This is a genomic window from Pseudomonas sp. P4_C3 (assembly GCF_056402075.1).
Genome location: NZ_JBFUIC010000094.1, coordinates 1 through 17653, shown reverse-complemented (window position 1 = coordinate 17653; position 17653 = coordinate 1). Strand labels below are relative to the sequence as shown.

Genomic DNA, 17653 nt, shown 5'->3' with positions numbered 1-17653 from the left:
CACTTGCAGGCGGTCGATGGGCGCCTGGAGGGGATGTGCGGGGCGCTGAAGGACCTGGGCAGCAATTACTGTGCGAAAGATCTGCCTGAGCTGCGCGAAGAGGACTTTGCCTGTGTGAAGGACAAGGATCAGAGTCAGGCTAGCTAGACCGAGTTGACCTTATCGCGAGCAGGCTCACTCCTACATTTGAAATGCGTTCCCCTGTAGGAGCGAGCTTGCCCGCGATGAACGATAACTCGGTATTACTGGCTGTTCTCAGCCAGCCTTTGCTATGATGCTGCCGCTCTTTTGCGGGTAAACCTGACTAAAGCACTAGGTCTTATAGTTGACTTAAATACTCGGGAATTGCATACTCGCCTCATTCCGAACTCCGTGGTAATTGTCCATGCGACTGACTACAAAAGGCCGATACGCCGTGACCGCCATGCTCGATCTGGCATTGCACGCGCAGCACGGGCCCGTGTCCCTGGCCGATATCTCCGAGCGCCAAGGCATCTCCCTGTCCTACCTCGAACAGCTTTTCGCCAAATTGCGCCGCAGCAATCTGGTGTCCAGCGTGCGCGGTCCGGGCGGTGGCTACCAATTGTCCCGCGACATGCAGGGCATCCAGGTCGCCCAGGTGATCGATGCGGTGAACGAATCGGTCGATGCAACCAAATGCCAGGGGCAGGGTGATTGCCATTCCGGCGACACTTGCCTGACTCACCACTTGTGGTGCGATCTGAGCCTGCAGATTCACGAATTTCTGAGCGGTATCAGCTTGGCTGACCTTGTGACTCGCCGTGAGGTGCAAGAAGTAGCCCAGCGTCAGGACCAGCGCCGTTGCAACAGCAAGGCGCCACGCCTGGACAAGATTGAAGCGTCCGCCGTCGAATGACAGCCGAAGAGCTAGCGGCACGCCAGCCAGCCTGATTTAGGAGATAGTCCATGAAATTGCCGATTTACCTTGATTACTCTGCGACCACCCCGGTTGATCCGCGTGTTGCGCAAAAAATGAGTGAATGCCTGCTGGTCGACGGAAACTTCGGTAACCCGGCGTCCCGTTCCCACGTGTTCGGCTGGAAAGCCGAAGAGTCCGTCGAAAACGCCCGTCGTCAGGTCGCTGACCTGGTCAACGCCGACCCGCGTGAAATCGTCTGGACCTCCGGTGCCACCGAATCCGACAACCTGGCAATCAAGGGTGCGGCGCATTTCTATGCCACCAAGGGCAAGCACCTGATCACCACCAAGATTGAGCACAAGGCTGTCCTGGACACCATGCGCCAACTGGAGCGTGAAGGCTTCGAAGTGACCTACATCGAGCCTCGCACCGATGGCCTGGTGACCCCGGAGATGATCGAAGCCGAACTGCGCGACGACACCATCCTGGTTTCGGTCATGCACGTGAATAACGAAATCGGCACCGTCAACGACATCGCAGCGATCGGCGAACTGCTCCGCTCCAAGGGCATCCTGTTCCACGTCGACGCCGCTCAGTCCACTGGCAAGGTCGAGATCGACCTTTCGAAGCTGAAAGTCGACATGATGTCGTTCTCCGCCCACAAGACCTACGGTCCTAAAGGTATCGGCGCCCTGTACGTAAGCCGCAAGCCGCGCGTACGTATCGAAGCGACCATGCACGGTGGTGGTCATGAGCGCGGCATGCGTTCCGGCACCCTGGCGACCCACCAGATCGTCGGCATGGGCGAAGCTTTCCGCGTAGCCAAGGAAGACATGGCTGCCGAGAACGCACGCATCAAGGCGTTGAGCGACCGCTTCTACWAGCAGGTCGAGCACCTGGAAGAGCTGTACGTCAACGGCAGCATGACCGCCCGCGTTCCGCACAACCTGAACCTGAGTTTCAACTACGTTGAAGGCGAGTCGCTGATCATGGCGCTCAAGGATCTGGCGGTTTCGTCCGGTTCGGCCTGCACCTCGGCGTCCCTTGAGCCTTCGTACGTACTGCGGGCCCTGGGCCGCAACGACGAACTGGCACACAGCTCGATCCGCTTCACCTTCGGCCGCTTCACCACCGAAGAAGAAATCGACTACGCCGCGCAGAAAGTCTGCGAGGCCGTAACCAAGCTGCGCGCTCTGTCGCCGCTGTGGGACATGTACAAAGACGGCGTCGATATCTCGAAGATCGAGTGGGCGGCACACTAACTATAGAAGCCGCCGGATACAGGTCCTGTAGCAGCGCGGCGGTACACGCAGCGCAACTGCAGGGTCTCAAGAGCGGCCCTGATGAGTGAGGATTGAGAATCATGGCTTACAGCGAAAAGGTCATCGACCACTACGAAAACCCGCGCAACGTCGGCAAGATGGACGCGGAAGACCCTGATGTCGGCACCGGCATGGTCGGCGCTCCGGCGTGCGGCGACGTGATGCGCCTGCAGATCAAGGTCAACGACGCCGGCATCATCGAAGATGCCAAGTTCAAGACCTACGGTTGCGGTTCGGCAATCGCTTCCAGCTCCCTCGCCACCGAGTGGATGAAGGGCAAGACCCTGGACGAAGCGGAAACCATCAAGAACACCCAGCTGGCTGAAGAACTGGCCCTGCCGCCAGTGAAAATCCACTGCTCGGTACTCGCTGAAGACGCCATCAAGGCGGCTGTTCGCGATTACAAGCAGAAGAAAGGCTTGATCTGATTTTCGAGTTTTGGCGACGAGTAAGGAGTCACCGATGGCTATCAGCATGACAGAAGCGGCTGCTCGACACGTGCGGCGCTCCCTCGACGGGCGCGGCAAAGGTGAAGGGATTCGTCTGGGTGTTCGCACCACAGGCTGTTCCGGCCTTGCCTACGTGCTGGAGTTTGTCGACGAGGTGGTTGCAGAGGACCAGGTGTTCGAAAGTCACGGCGAAAAAGTGATCATCGACCCGAAAAGCCTGGCCTACCTGGACGGCACCGAGCTCGATTTCGTCAAGGAAGGGTTGAACGAAGGCTTCAAGTTCAACAACCCCAACGTGCGCGGTGAATGTGGCTGCGGCGAAAGCTTCAACATCTGAGGCTTGTCGTGGGTACTCCTTGTCATTTCGCTTTATTCGAGCTGCAACCGAGTTTCAATCTGGACCTCGATCAGCTGGCTACGCGCTACCGAGAGTTGGCGCGCGGCGTTCATCCGGACCGCTTTGCTGACGCTTCCGAGCGCGAGCAGCGGTTGGCGCTAGAGCAATCCGCGAGCCTCAACGAGGCCTACCAGACGCTCAAGAGTCCACCCAAGCGCGCGCGTTACCTGCTCGCCTTGAATGGTGGCGAGCTGCCGCTGGAGGTCACGGTGCATGATCCGGAGTTTCTTCTGCAGCAGATGGAGTTGCGTGAAGAGCTCGAAGACCTGCAAGACAGTGCCGATTTGGCCGGTGTTGCAGCGTTCAAGCGTCGCTTGAAAACCGCTCAGGATGTACTGAACCAAAGCTTCGCGGCTTGCTGGAATGATGCAGCGCAACGTGAACAGGCCGAGCGCCTGATGCGGCGCATGCAGTTTCTCGACAAGCTCACCTACGAAGTGCGCCAGTTAGAAGAGCGCCTCGACGATTAACCCAGTGCCGCTCCGGTCGCACGCCTGATATACAGATAAGTCCTGATAACGATGGCCCTACTGCAGATCGCCGAACCCGGCCAAAGTCCTCAACCGCACCAGCGTCGTCTGGCTGTGGGGATCGACTTGGGCACTACCAATTCGCTGGTCGCTGCATTGCGCAGTGGTCTTTCCGAGCCTCTTGCCGACGCAGAAGGGCGGGTCATCCTGCCGTCTGCCGTGCGCTACCACGCCGATCGCGTCGAGGTTGGCGAATCCGCCAAGCTGGCCGCCGCCACCGATCCGTTGAACACCGTGCTGTCGGTCAAGCGCTTGATGGGTCGTGGTCTGTCCGACGTCAAGCAGTTGGGCGATCAGTTGCCGTACCGCTTTGTCGGCGGCGAGTCGCACATGCCGTTCATCGACACGATCCAGGGCCCGAAAAGCCCGGTCGAAGTCTCCGCCGATATCCTCAAGGTCCTGCGTCAACGCGCCGAAGCGACCTTGGGCGGCGAACTGGTGGGCGCGGTGATCACCGTTCCGGCCTATTTCGACGACGCTCAGCGTCAAGCCACCAAGGATGCGGCCAAGCTGGCCGGTCTGAACGTGCTGCGCTTGCTCAATGAGCCGACCGCGGCAGCCGTGGCTTACGGTCTGGACCAGCACGCCGAAGGCCTGGTCGCGATTTATGACCTGGGCGGCGGCACCTTCGATATTTCGATTCTGCGCCTGACCGGCGGTGTCTTCGAAGTCCTGGCTACCGGCGGCGACAGCGCCCTGGGCGGCGACGACTTTGACCACGCGATCGCTGGCTGGATCATCGAGAGCGCTGGCCTGTCCGCCGATCTCGACCCGGGCGTGCAACGCAACCTGCTGCAGACTGCTTGTGCGGCAAAAGAAGCGCTGACCAACTCTGCGAGCGTCGAAGTCGCTTATGGCGACTGGAAGGCTGAACTCACTCGTGAAGCCTTCAATGCGCTGATCGAGCCGATGGTTGCCCGCAGCCTGAAGGCCTGCCGCCGCGCTGTTCGTGATTCCGGTATCGAGCTGGAAGACGTGCATGCCGTGGTCATGGTGGGTGGTTCGACTCGCGTTCCTCGCGTTCGTGACGCCGTCGCCGAAGCCTTCGGCCGTGAGCCGCTGACAGAAATCGATCCGGATCAAGTGGTAGCGATTGGCGCTGCGATCCAGGCCGATACGTTGGCCGGTAACAAGCGTGATGGCAGCGAATTGCTGCTGCTCGACGTGATTCCGTTGTCCCTGGGGCTGGAAACCATGGGCGGCCTGATGGAGAAGGTGATTCCGCGCAACACCACCATCCCTGTCGCCCGCGCCCAGGACTTCACCACTTATAAAGACGGCCAGTCGGCCATGGCCATCCACGTATTGCAGGGCGAGCGTGAGCTGATCAGCGACTGCCGCTCCCTGGCACGCTTCGAGTTGCGCGGGATTCCGGCGATGGTGGCTGGCGCGGCGAAGATTCGCGTGACCTTCCAGGTCGATGCCGACGGTCTGCTCAGTGTTTCCGCCCGCGAACTGGGTTCGGGCGTCGAGGCCAGCATCCAGGTCAAGCCGTCCTACGGTCTGACCGACGGCGAAATCGCCAAAATGCTCAAGGATTCGTTCCAGCACGCCAATGACGACAAGGTTGCCCGCGTATTGCGCGAGCAGCAGGTCGACGCCCAGCGCCTGATCGAGGCGGTGCAGGCTGCTCTGGAGGCGGATGGCGAGCGCTTGCTCGACGCCGAAGAGCGCCTGGTCATCGACATGCAGGTGCAGGAACTGACCGAACTGATGAAAGGTACCGATGGTTATGCTATCGAGCAGCAGACCAAGCGTCTGTCGCAAGTGACCGACGCCTTTGCTGCCCGCCGCCTGGACTCGACGGTGAAAGCCGCGCTGGCGGGGCGCAACCTGAATGAGATTGAGGAATAACGATGCCGCAGGTCATTTTTCTGCCACACGAGAAGTTCTGCCCTGAAGGCATGGTTGTAGAGGCTGAGACCGGTACGTCCATCCTCGAGCTGGCCCATGAGCACCATATCGAGATGGAAAGTGCCTGTGGCGGTGTCTGCGCCTGCACCACTTGCCACTGCATCATCCGCGAGGGTTTCGATTCGCTGGAAGAGGCCGACGAGCTGGAGGAAGACTATCTTGATAGGGCCTGGGGGCTGGAGGCTCAGTCGCGTCTGGGCTGTCAGGCGAAAGTCGGGACTGAAGACCTGACCGTCGAAATTCCGAAGTACTCGGTCAACCACGCAGCCGAAGCGCCGCACTGATTCAAGGAGCTGTCATGAGTCTCAAGTGGACTGATGTTCTGGAAATTGCGATCCAGCTGGCTGAAAGCAAGTCCGATGTGGATCCGCGTTACGTGAATTTCGTCGATCTGCACCAATGGGTGCTGGCATTGCCGGAGTTCAGCGATGATCCGACCCGCGGTGGCGAGAAGGTGCTTGAAGCCATTCAGGCCGCCTGGATCGAAGAAGCAGACTGAGTCTGTACCGTACGCAGTTAGGCAATACCCAAGAACCCGCGTATAATTCGCGGGTTTAATTTTTCGTAAATTACCGTTTCTGGAGTTACACCATGGCTGTTCAACGTACTTTCTCCATCATCAAGCCTGACGCTGTTGCAAAAAACGTTATCGGCGAGATCACCACTCGTTTCGAAAAAGCTGGCCTGCGCGTTGTAGCTTCGAAACTGAAGCAACTGTCCAAAGCTGAAGCTGAAGGCTTCTACGCTGAGCACAGCGCTCGTGGTTTCTTCAACGACCTGGTTGCTTTCATGATCTCCGGTCCGGTTGTCGTTCAGGTTCTGGAAGGCGAAAACGCTATCGCTCTGAACCGTGAGCTGATGGGCGCTACCAACCCTAAAGAAGCTGCTGCCGGCACCATCCGCGCTGACTTCGCTGATTCCATCGACGCCAACGCTGTGCACGGTTCGGACTCCGAAGCCGCTGCCGCTCGCGAAATCTCGTACTTCTTCGCAGCTACTGAAGTAACCACTCGCTAAGCATTGGCTTAAGAGTGAAGGTGAATCCATGACTACATCGACTGTAAAAACCAACCTGCTGGGTCTGACTCAACAGGAAATGGAAAAATTCTTCGACTCAATCGGGGAGAAGCGTTTCCGTGCCGGTCAGGTAATGAAATGGATTCACCACCTTGGCGTCGATGATTTCGACGCCATGACGAACGTCAGCAAGGCCTTGCGCGACAAGCTCAAGGTGATTGCTGAAGTTCGCGGTCCTGAAGTGGTCAGCGAGGACATTTCCACCGACGGCACCCGTAAATGGGTGGTGCGCGTGGCGTCCGGCAGCTGCGTCGAGACCGTGTACATTCCCCAGGGCAAGCGCGGCACCTTGTGCGTTTCGTCCCAGGCAGGCTGTGCCCTGGATTGCAGTTTCTGCTCCACCGGCAAGCAAGGCTTCAACAGCAACCTCACCGCCGCCGAAGTCATCGGTCAGGTGTGGATTGCCAACAAATCCTTTGGCAGCGTCCCGGCAACCGTCGACCGTGCCATCACCAACGTGGTGATGATGGGCATGGGTGAGCCGCTGCTGAACTTCGACAACGTCGTCGCGGCCATGCATTTGATGATGGACGACCTGGGCTACGGCATTTCCAAGCGCCGTGTGACCCTGTCGACCTCCGGCGTGGTGCCGATGATCGATGAGCTCTCCAAGCACATCGACGTCTCCCTGGCGTTGTCCCTGCACGCACCGAATGACGCATTGCGTAACCAATTGGTGCCGATCAACAAGAAGTATCCGCTTAAGATGCTGCTCGAGTCGTGCCAGCGCTACATGTCGAATCTCGGCGAAAAGCGCGTGCTGACCATCGAGTACACCTTGCTCAAAGATATCAATGACAAGGTCGAGCACGCGGTGGAAATGATCGAGCTGCTCAAGAACATCCCGTGCAAGATCAACCTGATCCCGTTCAACCCGTTCCCGCATTCCGGTTACGAGCGTCCGAGCAATAATGCGATTCGTCGTTTTCAGGATCAGCTTCACCATGCAGGTTTCAATGTCACCGTCCGCACCACCCGTGGTGAGGACATCGACGCCGCCTGTGGTCAATTGGTAGGGCAGGTGCTGGATCGCACCCGTCGCAGCGAACGTTATATCGCCGTGCGTGAACTCAACGCCGACAACGATGTAGCGCAAGACGCCGCGAAATAACCAAGAGAGGAACTCTATGTCCCTGCGCTTTGCGCTGCTTTTGCTGTTGGCCAGCCTGTGTGCTGGCTGCGTGCTTTCGGGCGACTACAGCCCGATGAAGACCAGCAAGGGCCGCGATGAAGCGCGTGAGGCGTACGTTCAGCTGGGTATCGGGTATTTGCAGCAGGGGATGACCGAGCGCGCCAAGGTCCCGTTGAAAAAAGCGCTGGAACTGGATGGCTCCGACCCTGATGCCAACGCGGCGCTGGGGCTGGTGTTCCAGGCCGAGATGGAACCGGAACTTGCCGATGAGCATTTCCGCAAGGCGCTGTCTTCCCGTCCCGCCGATGCGCGAATCCTCAATAATTACGGCAGTTTTCTGTTCGAGCAGAAGCGTTACAAGGAAGCCTACGAGCGCTTTGAACAAGCCGCAGCCGATACCCTGTATCCTGAGCGTTCGCGGGTGTTCGAGAACCTGGGCATGACCGCTGCGATGCTCGGTCAGCGCGATTTGGCCCAGCAGCAACTGGAAAAAGCCCTGCGCCTGAACCGCCAACAACCTCGTGCATTGCTGGAAATGGCTGAGTTGTCTTACGAAGACAGGCATTATGTGCCCGCGCGTGACTATTACGACCGTTTTAGCCAGCTCACTGAACAAAATGCACGTAGTCTATTGCTCGGCGTTCGGCTGGCAAAAGTGTTTGACGACCGCGACAAGGCCGCAAGTGCCGGCCTGCAACTAAAAAGACTCTATCCCGGTACACCGGAATATCAGCAATACCTGTCGGAGCAATGATGAAAGCGGCGCATCCCGAAGTTGTAGCAGCGAATCGCGTAAACCCCGGTGAGACTTTGCGCCAGGCCCGCGAAAGCAATGGCTGGTCGCTGGCCGAAGTGGCCCTCAAGCTCAACCTCACCCCCACTTCCTTGAGCAATCTGGAAGCCGGCGCTTTCGACAAGCTGCCCGGGCATACTTTTGCCCGTGGTTACATTCGCGCCTATGCCAAATTGCTCGGCATGGACCAGGCCGTACTGGTCCAGCAATTCGATCAATCCACCGGTACCGACTCCCAGGGCAGCAGTGTTCACAGTCTGGGTCGTATCGAAGAACCGGTCCGGGTCTCCCACACCATCCTGCGAATCGTCAGCCTGCTGTTGCTGATCGCGGTGATCGGTGGCGGTTTCGTCTGGTGGCAGGATCAGACCTCGATGCGTACCAAGGACCTGATCGGGCTGGTTCCGGAACACGTTGAAGTCGAAGGCGCCGACGGTACTACGCAGATTCATCCACTGGACGAGCCGGAAGACCAGGCTGTCGTGGAAGGTCAGACCGAAGGCGGAACCGTCCTCGCACTGCCACAGGCCGACACTCCGGCAGAAGCTCAGGCGACTGCACCGGCGGTGCAGGCCACTCCAGCCGCGCCTGCTCACAATTCAGCGCCAGTTGTCGCAGCACCAGCGACTCCGTCAACTCCCGCCCCGGCAGCGCCTGCTGCCCCGGTCGCGACTGTTCCGGCAGCCCCGAGCGCTCCTGCTCCAGCGGTAACCGCGCCAGTGGCCGGTCAAGGCCAGGTTCAGGTGCAGTTCACCGCCGATTGCTGGACACAAGTGACCGACGGTAGTGGCAAGGTACTGTTCAGCGGTCTCAAGCGCAAAGGCGCCGGCCTGGCAGTCAATGGTAAACCACCGTTTACCGTGCGTCTGGGCTTTGCCCGCGGCGCTCAGGTCAGCTACAACGGCCAGCCGGTTGATGTCGCTCCGTTCACCAGTGGCGAGACTGCTCGCCTGAAGTTGGGTCAATAAGTCATGCACGGCGAATCTCCAATCAAACGTCGCGAATCCCGCAAGATCTGGGTCGGTAACGTGCCTGTTGGCGGCGATGCACCTATCGCTGTGCAGAGCATGACCAACAGCGACACCAACGATGTCGCGGCCACTGTCGCGCAAATCAATCGCCTGGAAGCGGCCGGCGTCGATATCGTGCGGGTCTCCGTACCGGACATGGACGCTGCCGAAGCCTTCGGCAAGATCAAGCAGCTGGTCAAGGTGCCCCTGGTTGCCGACATTCACTTCGATTACCGGATCGCTTTGCGCGTAGCCGAACTGGGTGTCGATTGCCTGCGGATCAACCCGGGCAACATCGGTCGCGAAGACCGCGTGCGTGCGGTGGTGGATGCCGCCCGTGACCGCGGGATCCCGATCCGTATCGGTGTGAACGCCGGCTCCCTGGAAAAAGACCTGCAAAAGAAATACGGCGAGCCGACCCCGGCTGCGCTGGTCGAGTCTGCCTTGCGTCACGTCGAGCACCTTGAACGCCTGAACTTCCAGGATTTCAAGGTCAGCGTGAAAGCGTCCGACGTGTTCATGGCCGTCGAAGCCTACCGCCTGCTGGCCAAGGAAATCGTCCAGCCGCTGCACCTGGGCATCACTGAAGCCGGTGGTTTGCGTTCCGGCACGGTGAAATCTGCCGTGGGCCTCGGTATGCTGCTCGCCGAAGGGATTGGCGATACTATCCGCATCTCGCTGGCGGCCGACCCGGTCGAGGAAGTGAAAGTCGGCTACGACATTCTCAAGTCCCTGCACCTGCGTTCCCGTGGCATCAACTTCATCGCCTGCCCGAGCTGCTCGCGGCAGAATTTCGATGTGGTCAAGACCATGAACGAGCTGGAAGGGCGCCTCGAAGATTTGCTGGTGCCGCTGGATGTCGCGGTCATCGGTTGCGTGGTCAACGGCCCGGGCGAAGCCAAGGAAGCCCATATCGGCTTGACCGGCGGTACGCCGAACCTGATTTACATCGACGGCAAGCCGTCGCAGAAACTGACGAATGACAATCTGGTGGATGAGCTTGAACGCTTGATCCGCCAGAAAGCGGCCGAAAAGGTCGAAGCTGACGCTGCCGTTATTGCGCGCGGCTGAACCTGACTGAAGAGCCGAACGAATTTAAGGATTTAAAGTGAGCAAGTCTCTGCAAGCCATTCGTGGCATGAACGACATCCTGCCCGAGCAGACCCCCCTGTGGCGTCATTTCGAAGGCACCGTTTCGCGCCTGCTGGATAACTACGGTTACAAGCAGATCCGCATGCCGATCGTCGAGTTCACCGAACTGTTCAAGCGTTCCATCGGTGAAGTGACCGACATCGTCGAAAAAGAGATGTACACCTTCGACGACCGCAACGGCGACTCCCTGACCCTGCGCCCTGAAGGCACGGCGGCCTGTGTGCGCGCAGTGCTGGAGCACGGCATCACCGGTGGTGGCCAGGTGCAGAAACTCTGGTACATCGGCCCGATGTTCCGCCACGAGCGTCCGCAGAAAGGCCGTTATCGCCAGTTCCACCAGATCGGTGTCGAAGTGTTCAACCTCGACGGTCCGGACATCGACGCCGAGCTGATCGTGCTGACCTGGCGCCTGTGGGGCGAACTGGGCATCCGCGATGCGGTCAAGCTCGAGCTCAACAGCCTGGGCACCAGCGAATCCCGTGGTCGTTATCGCGAAGCACTGGTCGAGTTCCTGTCCCGGCATCTGGACAAGCTGGACGAAGACAGCCAGCGCCGCCTGAAGACCAACCCGCTGCGGGTTCTTGATACCAAGAATGCCGACACCCAGGCGGTATTGGTCGATGCACCGAAAATGGCCGACTACCTCGACGAAGAATCCCGCGTGCATTTCGAGGGCCTCAAGGCTCGCCTGGACGCCGCCGGCATTCCTTACGTGATCAACCCGAAGCTGGTTCGCGGGCTGGATTACTACAGCAAGACCGTTTTCGAGTGGGTCACCGACAAGCTCGGCGCCCAGGGCACCGTGTGTGCCGGTGGCCGTTACGACGGTCTGGTGGAGCAGATGGGCGGCAAGCCGACCGCCGGCGTTGGCTTTGCCATGGGCATCGAACGCCTGGTGCTGTTGCTGGAAACCCTGGAGCAGATCCCGCAAGAGATCTCCCGTCAGGTCGACGTCTACCTCTGCGCCTTCGGTGAAGCCGCCGAGCTCGCCGGGCTGATCCTGGCGGAGCGCGTTCGTGACCAGTTGCCCAACCTGCGCCTGCAAGTGAATGCCGGCGCCGGCAGTTTCAAAAGCCAGTTCAAGAAGGCCGACAAGAGCGGTGCGCTGTATGCGCTGATCCTCGGTGACGACGAAATGGCCCAGCAAGTGGTAGGTTTCAAGCCCCTGCGTGGCCAGGGCGAACAACAAAGCATTGCCTGGGATGCGCTTGCAGCACACCTGGCCACCTGCGTCGTGCAGGGTTGAAGCTGTCTAAACAGCCGAATTAGCGATTAAGGAGTATTGGGGTGTCGAGTACCGAAGACGAACATGTGGCGGAATTGAAGGAATGGTGGTCACGCAACGGTAAGCCCCTGGTCACTGGCGGCCTGTTGGCGCTGGTCATCGTGTTCGGCTGGCAGGCGTTCCACAAGTATCAGAGCAATCAGTCGCAAGGCGCCTCGATTCTCTATCAGCAATTGCTCGAAACCACGTTGACGCCTGATGGCAAGCCTGATGCGGCCCGTGTTTCGGACCTGGCCGGCAAGCTCAACAGCGAGTTCGGCGGCAGTGCCTACGCGCAGTACGGCAGCCTGTTCGTGGCCAAGGTTGCGGTCGACAGCGGCAAGCTGGACGACGCGGCCAGCGAGCTCAAAGCCATCGTCGCCAAGCCGGCCAACCCGGCGCTGGGCGAAATCGCCCGTCAGCGTCTGGCCCAGGTGCTCGGTGCGCAGAACAAGCCAGACGAAGCACTGAAGTTGCTCGACGGCGATGCCGACAAGGCATTCCTGGCCACTCGCGAAGAGCTCAAGGGCGACCTGCTGGTGCAGTTGGGGCGTACCGATGAGGCGAGCGCGGCGTATCAAAAAGCCAAGGCGGCTCTGTCGGATGAAGCGGCGGTCGGTGGCCTGCAAATCAAGCTGGACGACCTGGCCAAAGGGGATGCGTGACGTGATTCGTTGGAAACATGCAGCATTGCTGGCTCTGGCCTTGTTGGCCGCGGGTTGCAGCAGCAACAGCAAAAAAGAACTGCCTCCGGCCGAACTGGTCGACTTCAAGGAAGAAGTGGTTCTGCACAAGCAGTGGAGTCGTTCGATCGGTGACGGTCAGGGCGAAACCTACAACATGCTGGTTCCGGCCATCGATGGCGATACCATCTATGCCGCCGACGTCACTGGCGTGTTGATGGCGATGGACCGCAACACCGGCGACGTCAAATGGAAGAAAGATCTCGAGCTGCCTGTCTCCGGCGCCGTTGGCGTAGGTTACGGTCTGGTCACCATCGGTACGCTCAAGGGTGAAATCGTTGCCCTGGACGCCATCAACGGTGAAGAGAAGTGGCGCGCTCGCGTGTCCAGCGAAGTACTGGCACCGCCAGCCAACAACGGTGACGTTGTGGTGGTTCAGACCCAGGACGATCGCCTGATCGGCCTGGATGCCTCTACCGGTAACCGTCGCTGGATCTATGACAGCACCCCTGCGGTACTGACCCTGCGTGGCACCAGTGCGCCGATCGTGACCAACCGCCTCGCGGTGGCTGGCCTGTCGACCGGTAAAGTGGTTGCCGTGGATATCACCAACGGCGTACCGGTGTGGGAACAGCGCGTAGCGATCCCGCAAGGTCGTTCGGAGCTGGAGCGTGTGGTCGATATCGACGGTGGCTTGCTGCTGTCGGGCGAGACGCTGTATGTCGCCAGCTATCAGGGGCGCGTTGCCGCTCTGGACCTGCAAAGCGGCCGTCAGCTCTGGCAGCGTGATGCTTCCAGCTACGCCGGTGTCGCCCAGGGTTTCGGTACCGTTTATGTGAGCCTGTCTTCGGGCACCGTTGAAGGCGTCGACGAGCGTTCCACCACAGCCTTGTGGAGCAACGATTCGCTGGCCCGTCGTCAACTGTCGGCCCCGGAAGTGTTCTCCAGCTACGTTGCAGTCGGTGACCTGGAAGGTTACCTGCACCTGCTGAGTCAGGTGGACGGTCGTTTCGTCGGCCGCGAGCGCATCGACAGCGACGGCCTGCGTGCCCGTCCGCTGGTGATGGGTGACACGATTTATGTATATGGCAACAGCGGCAAACTGGAAGCCCTGACCATCAAGTAAAGGTTTGACTATGCTTGGGGTTAACACCCCCAGGCAGCTTCACTTTTGTAGGAGCGAGCTTGCTCGCGATGGACGCCAACGATTACGTTTGCTACCTGAATAAACGCGGTGCTGTTGCGTTTATCGCGAGCAAGCTCGCTCCTACACAGTGTTGCCCCGAGCACCAGCCGCTGCCTCGCAGCGGCTTTTGTATTTTCTGAAATAACGAAGTGGAGAGCCGCATGGTTCCCGTAATCGCCTTGGTGGGCCGACCAAACGTCGGCAAGTCCACCTTGTTCAACCGCCTGACCAGGACTCGTGATGCCATCGTCGGCGACTTGTCCGGTCTGACCCGTGATCGCCAGTACGGTGAGGCCAAGTGGCAAGGGCGTTCCTACATTCTGGTCGACACCGGTGGTATCTCCGGTGACGAGCACGGTATGGACGAAAAAATGGCCGAGCAATCGCTGCTGGCCATTGAAGAAGCGGATGTCGTGCTGTTCCTGGTAGATGCCAAGGCCGGTTTTACCGCCGCCGACCAGATGATCGCCGAGCATTTGCGCAAACGTAACAAGCGTTCCTACGTGGTTGCCAACAAGGTCGACAACATCGACCCTGAAATGGCCCGCGCCGAATTCGCTCCGTTGGGCATGGGACACGCGATCCCGATCGCTGGCGCTCATGGTCGTGGCATTACTCAGATGCTGGAAATCGCCCTGAGCGAATTCCCGAAAGACGAAGAAGAGCCGGAAGAAGGCGAGGAAGAAGACGTCGCCGAAGGCGAGGAAGCCAAGCGCATTCCTGGCCCAAGCGAAAAAGACGGGATCAAGATCGCGATCATCGGCCGTCCGAACGTCGGCAAGTCGACCCTGGTCAACCGCATGCTCGGGGAAGACCGGGTAATCGTCTACGACCAACCCGGCACCACCCGTGACAGTATCTACATCCCGTTCGAGCGTAACGACGAGAAGTACACGCTRATCGACACCGCCGGTGTGCGCAAGCGCGGCAAGATCCACGAAGAGGTCGAAAAGTTCTCCGTGGTCAAAACCCTGCAAGCGATCAAAGACGCCAACGTGGTGATCTTCGTGATGGACGCCCGCGAAGGCGTGGTGGACCACGACCTCAACCTGCTGGGCTTTGCCCTCGAGGCCGGTCGTGCATTGGTCATCGCGATCAACAAGTGGGACGGCATGACGCCGAGCGAGCGCGACTTCGTCAAGATCGAGTTGCAGCGTCGCCTGTTCTTCGTCGAGTTTGCCGATATTCACTTTATCTCGGCACTGCACGGCACCGGCGTGGGCAACCTCTACGCCTCGGTACAGAACTCGTTCAAATCCGCAGTAACCCGCTGGCCGACCAACCGCCTGACCCAGATCCTGGAAGATGCGGTCGGTGAGCACGCCCCTCCGATGGTCAACAACCGCCGGATCAAGCTGCGTTACGCCCACTTGGGTGGTGCGAACCCGCCGATCATCGTGATTCACGGCAATCAGATCGAGAAGGTGCCGAAGTCTTACGTTCGTTACCTGGAAAACACTTACCGTCGTGTCCTGAAGCTGGTCGGTACGCCGATCCGCATCGAGTTCAAGGGTGGCGAGAACCCGTACGAAGGCAACAAGAACACGCTCACCGACCGTCAGGTCAACAAGAAGCGTCGTTTGATGTCGCACCACAAGAAAGCCGACAAGAAGCGCCGCGACAAGCGCTGATTCGAGCGTTCTGGGGCGTGCTTTTGTAGGAGCTGCCGCAGGCTGCGATCTTTTGATTTTGCTTTAAAGACAAGATCAAAAGATCGCAGCCTGCGGCAGCTCCTACAGGACCGGATTTAAAGAGGGGGCTCACCAGAGCGCCCTTTTTTTATGGGCGCCGTTTGGGCTATCCTCGGACTCCCCGCGCCGCCGTAGAGCCGGGTGTAGAGCAGGGAACCACCGATGATCACCAGCAAGCTGCCGAATGTCGGCATCACTATCTTCACTCAGATGTCTCAGCTCGCGGCACAGACCGGCGCGCTCAATCTGTCCCAGGGTTTTCCCGATTTCGCGGCCCCGCAGGCCCTGTGCGATGCGGTCGGCCGGCATATCGCCAGCGGCCATAACCAATATTCGCCAATGACCGGGCTGCCGGTGTTGCGTCAGCAGATCGCGGCGAAGATCGCCCGCAGTTATGGCGCGCAGGTGGATGTGGATACTGAAGTGACGGTCACCCCCGGCGCGACCGAGGCGATTTTCTGTGCCATTCAGGCGGTTATCCACAGCGGTGACGAAGTCATTGTGTTTGACCCGGCCTACGACAGCTACGAGCCTTCGGTAGAGCTGGCCGGCGGTCGTTGCGTGCATGTGCAACTGGGCCTGAACGACTTCAGTATCGACTTCGAGAAGCTTGCCCAGGCACTGAGCCCGCGCACGCGGATGATCATTCTCAACACCCCGCACAACCCGAGTGGTGCGTTGATCAGCCGTGCCGAACTCGACCAGTTGGCAGCCTTGATCCGCGATCGCGACATTTATGTGATCAGCGACGAAGTCTACGAGCACCTGGTGTTCGACGGTGTGCCCCACGTCAGCGTGCTGGCCCATGAGGAGCTGTATCAGCGCGCATTCGTGGTCAGTTCGTTCGGCAAGACCTACCACGTCACAGGCTGGAAAACCGGCTATGTGGTCGCACCACCGGCCCTGACGGCGGAATTGCGTAAGGTGCACCAGTACGTGAATTTTTGTGGTGTGACGCCGCTGCAATATGCCTTGGCCGACTTCATGGCCGAACACCCGGAACACGTCGAAGAGCTGCCGGGTTTTTATCAGGCCAAGCGCGATTTGTTCTGTGATCTGCTGGCGCCGTCGCGTTTCAGTTTCACCCGGGTGACCGGCACCTATTTCCAGTTGGTCGATTACTCGCAGATCCGCCCGGACCTCAATGACGTCGAGATGGCCCTGTGGATGACGCGCGAGCATGGCGTGGCCAGTATCCCGATCTCGGTGTTCTACCAGGCGCCACCGGTCGGCCAGCGCCTGGTGCGGCTGTGCTTTGCCAAGCGTGAGGAGACCCTGCGGGAAGCAGCGGAAAAACTATGCGTGATCTGAGTGCATTGCCCAATCTGAACGTGGCGCTGATCCAGACGTCCCTGGCCTGGCACGACCGTCAGGCCAATCTGGAGCATTTCGAGCCATTGCTGGAGCAGGCTCGTGGCGCTGACCTGATCATCCTGCCGGAGATGTTCACCACCGGTTTTTCCATGGAGTCCGAAACCCTCGCTGAAGCGGAAAATGGTCCGACCAGCAAATGGCTGCGGGCTCAGGCGGCGAAACTTGATGCGGTGATTACCGGCAGCGTGATCGTTCAGGCAGCCGATGGCAGCCATCGCAATCGCCTTCTGTGGGCGCGACCGGACGGTGAGGTGCTGCATTACGACAAGCGTCATCTGTTCCGCATGGCCGGCGAGCACAACCACTACACCCCCGGCGAGCGCCAGGTGCAGTTCGAGCTCAAGGGCTGGCGCGTGCGACCGCTGATTTGCTACGACTTGCGTTTCCCGGTGTGGAGTCGTGACGCCCAGGACACTGATCTGCTGCTGTACACCGCCAACTGGCCAGGAGCACGGCGCCAGCACTGGAACCGCCTGCTGCCGGCGCGGGCGATCGAGAACCTGTGCTATGTGGCAGCAGTGAACCGCATTGGCACGGATGGCAAAGGCTTCGCGTACACCGGTGACAGCCAGGTGCTGGATTTCCAGGGTGAGACGTTGCTCAGTGCGGGAGAGGCTGATGGGGTGTTCAAGGTGACTTTGGATGCGGTGGAGCTGGCGGCGTATCGCACGCGGTTTCCGGCGAATCTGGATGCCGATACCTTCGAGTTCACCTGAGATCTTTACTGTCTGACAGGGCCTCATCGCGAGCAAGCTCGCTCCCACATTTGATCGGTGTGAACGCGGTCACTGTGGGAGCG

19 protein-coding genes and 1 pseudogene are annotated in these 17653 nt (G+C 59.6%); all 20 read left to right on the top strand.

The window, feature by feature from the left end:
• Positions 1–147, top strand: a pseudogene (locus AC1DVH_RS16475) (serine O-acetyltransferase); the annotation flags it as partial.
• Between the two features lie 238 nt (positions 148–385).
• Complete coding sequence (iscR, locus tag AC1DVH_RS16470; RefSeq protein WP_003227911.1) at positions 386–877, top strand: Fe-S cluster assembly transcriptional regulator IscR; 492 nt, start codon at positions 386–388, stop codon at positions 875–877.
• 50 nt (positions 878–927) lie between these two features.
• On the top strand, positions 928–2142 hold the full coding sequence (locus AC1DVH_RS16465) for an IscS subfamily cysteine desulfurase (protein ID WP_477754702.1): 1215 nt from the start codon (positions 928–930) through the stop codon (positions 2140–2142).
• Positions 2143–2243: 101 nt separating this feature from the next.
• Positions 2244–2630: a Fe-S cluster assembly scaffold IscU gene (gene iscU, locus AC1DVH_RS16460; protein WP_007974006.1), complete on the top strand. Its 387-nt coding sequence runs from the start codon at positions 2244–2246 to the stop codon at positions 2628–2630.
• 34 nt (positions 2631–2664) lie between these two features.
• Positions 2665–2988, top strand: a complete 324-nt coding sequence (gene iscA, locus AC1DVH_RS16455; RefSeq protein ID WP_003227904.1) for an iron-sulfur cluster assembly protein IscA — start codon at positions 2665–2667, stop codon at positions 2986–2988.
• Between the two features lie 8 nt (positions 2989–2996).
• Complete coding sequence (gene hscB, locus AC1DVH_RS16450; protein WP_477754701.1) at positions 2997–3518, top strand: co-chaperone HscB; 522 nt, start codon at positions 2997–2999, stop codon at positions 3516–3518.
• A 51-nt stretch (positions 3519–3569) separates the two neighbouring features.
• Complete coding sequence (hscA, locus tag AC1DVH_RS16445) at positions 3570–5432, top strand: Fe-S protein assembly chaperone HscA (protein ID WP_477754700.1); 1863 nt, start codon at positions 3570–3572, stop codon at positions 5430–5432.
• A gap of 2 nt (positions 5433–5434) precedes the next feature.
• A complete protein-coding gene (gene fdx, locus AC1DVH_RS16440) occupies positions 5435–5776 on the top strand; it encodes an ISC system 2Fe-2S type ferredoxin (protein ID WP_108228044.1) in 342 nt (113 codons plus the stop codon).
• A gap of 14 nt (positions 5777–5790) precedes the next feature.
• Positions 5791–5991, top strand: coding sequence for a Fe-S cluster assembly protein IscX (iscX, locus tag AC1DVH_RS16435; RefSeq protein WP_477754699.1), 201 nt, complete (start codon positions 5791–5793; stop codon positions 5989–5991).
• Positions 5992–6083: 92 nt separating this feature from the next.
• On the top strand, positions 6084–6509 hold the full coding sequence (gene ndk / locus AC1DVH_RS16430) for a nucleoside-diphosphate kinase (protein ID WP_007903599.1): 426 nt from the start codon (positions 6084–6086) through the stop codon (positions 6507–6509).
• Between the two features lie 28 nt (positions 6510–6537).
• Positions 6538–7680, top strand: coding sequence for a dual-specificity RNA methyltransferase RlmN (gene rlmN, locus AC1DVH_RS16425; RefSeq protein WP_477754698.1), 1143 nt, complete (start codon positions 6538–6540; stop codon positions 7678–7680).
• Between the two features lie 16 nt (positions 7681–7696).
• Positions 7697–8455, top strand: a complete 759-nt coding sequence (pilW, locus tag AC1DVH_RS16420; protein WP_477754697.1) for a type IV pilus biogenesis/stability protein PilW — start codon at positions 7697–7699, stop codon at positions 8453–8455.
• A complete protein-coding gene (locus AC1DVH_RS16415; protein ID WP_477754696.1) occupies positions 8455–9462 on the top strand; it encodes a RodZ domain-containing protein in 1008 nt (335 codons plus the stop codon). The genes pilW and AC1DVH_RS16415 overlap by 1 nt, the downstream gene beginning before the upstream one ends.
• A 3-nt stretch (positions 9463–9465) precedes the next feature.
• The gene (gene ispG / locus AC1DVH_RS16410; RefSeq protein ID WP_003185136.1) at positions 9466–10575 is read left to right on the top strand and encodes a flavodoxin-dependent (E)-4-hydroxy-3-methylbut-2-enyl-diphosphate synthase; all 1110 of its coding nucleotides are present in this window, start codon (positions 9466–9468) and stop codon (positions 10573–10575) included.
• Positions 10576–10612: 37 nt separating this feature from the next.
• Positions 10613–11902, top strand: coding sequence for a histidine--tRNA ligase (hisS, locus tag AC1DVH_RS16405; RefSeq protein WP_477754695.1), 1290 nt, complete (start codon positions 10613–10615; stop codon positions 11900–11902).
• A 41-nt stretch (positions 11903–11943) separates the two neighbouring features.
• Positions 11944–12585 (top strand): YfgM family protein, encoded by a 642-nt coding sequence (locus AC1DVH_RS16400; RefSeq protein WP_477754694.1) that lies wholly within the window; start codon positions 11944–11946, stop codon positions 12583–12585.
• Complete coding sequence (gene bamB / locus AC1DVH_RS16395; protein WP_477754693.1) at positions 12578–13729, top strand: outer membrane protein assembly factor BamB; 1152 nt, start codon at positions 12578–12580, stop codon at positions 13727–13729. Before AC1DVH_RS16400 ends, bamB begins: the two co-directional genes overlap by 8 nt.
• 221 nt (positions 13730–13950) lie before the next feature.
• Positions 13951–15420 carry a ribosome biogenesis GTPase Der gene (der, locus tag AC1DVH_RS16390; RefSeq protein WP_218429453.1) on the top strand — a complete coding sequence of 490 codons (1470 nt, stop codon included), beginning with the start codon at positions 13951–13953 and terminating at the stop codon, positions 15418–15420.
• Positions 15421–15642: 222 nt separating this feature from the next.
• Positions 15643–16791, top strand: a complete 1149-nt coding sequence (locus tag AC1DVH_RS16385) for a pyridoxal phosphate-dependent aminotransferase (RefSeq protein WP_477754692.1) — start codon at positions 15643–15645, stop codon at positions 16789–16791.
• Positions 16779–17570: an amidohydrolase gene (locus tag AC1DVH_RS16380; RefSeq protein ID WP_477754691.1), complete on the top strand. Its 792-nt coding sequence runs from the start codon at positions 16779–16781 to the stop codon at positions 17568–17570. Before AC1DVH_RS16385 ends, AC1DVH_RS16380 begins: the two co-directional genes overlap by 13 nt.
• The last annotated feature ends 83 nt before the right edge of the window (positions 17571–17653 follow it).

Excerpts from the sequence above, each read along its gene's own strand:
- hscA (WP_477754700.1), top strand. The coding sequence starts at position 3,570 with ATGGCCCTACTGCAGATCGCCGAACCCGGCCAAAGTCCTCAACCGCAC.
- iscU (WP_007974006.1), top strand. The coding sequence starts at position 2,244 with ATGGCTTACAGCGAAAAGGTCATCGACCACTACGAAAACCCGCGCAAC.
- fdx (WP_108228044.1), top strand. The coding sequence starts at position 5,435 with ATGCCGCAGGTCATTTTTCTGCCACACGAGAAGTTCTGCCCTGAAGGC.
- AC1DVH_RS16380 (WP_477754691.1), top strand. The coding sequence starts at position 16,779 with ATGCGTGATCTGAGTGCATTGCCCAATCTGAACGTGGCGCTGATCCAG.
- AC1DVH_RS16385 (WP_477754692.1), top strand. The coding sequence starts at position 15,643 with ATGATCACCAGCAAGCTGCCGAATGTCGGCATCACTATCTTCACTCAG.
- rlmN (WP_477754698.1), top strand. The coding sequence starts at position 6,538 with ATGACTACATCGACTGTAAAAACCAACCTGCTGGGTCTGACTCAACAG.
- pilW (WP_477754697.1), top strand. The coding sequence starts at position 7,697 with ATGTCCCTGCGCTTTGCGCTGCTTTTGCTGTTGGCCAGCCTGTGTGCT.
- ndk (WP_007903599.1), top strand. The coding sequence starts at position 6,084 with ATGGCTGTTCAACGTACTTTCTCCATCATCAAGCCTGACGCTGTTGCA.
- AC1DVH_RS16415 (WP_477754696.1), top strand. The coding sequence starts at position 8,455 with ATGAAAGCGGCGCATCCCGAAGTTGTAGCAGCGAATCGCGTAAACCCC.
- ispG (WP_003185136.1), top strand. The coding sequence starts at position 9,466 with ATGCACGGCGAATCTCCAATCAAACGTCGCGAATCCCGCAAGATCTGG.
- iscX (WP_477754699.1), top strand. The coding sequence starts at position 5,791 with ATGAGTCTCAAGTGGACTGATGTTCTGGAAATTGCGATCCAGCTGGCT.
- bamB (WP_477754693.1), top strand. The coding sequence starts at position 12,578 with ATGCGTGACGTGATTCGTTGGAAACATGCAGCATTGCTGGCTCTGGCC.
- iscA (WP_003227904.1), top strand. The coding sequence starts at position 2,665 with ATGGCTATCAGCATGACAGAAGCGGCTGCTCGACACGTGCGGCGCTCC.
- iscR (WP_003227911.1), top strand. The coding sequence starts at position 386 with ATGCGACTGACTACAAAAGGCCGATACGCCGTGACCGCCATGCTCGAT.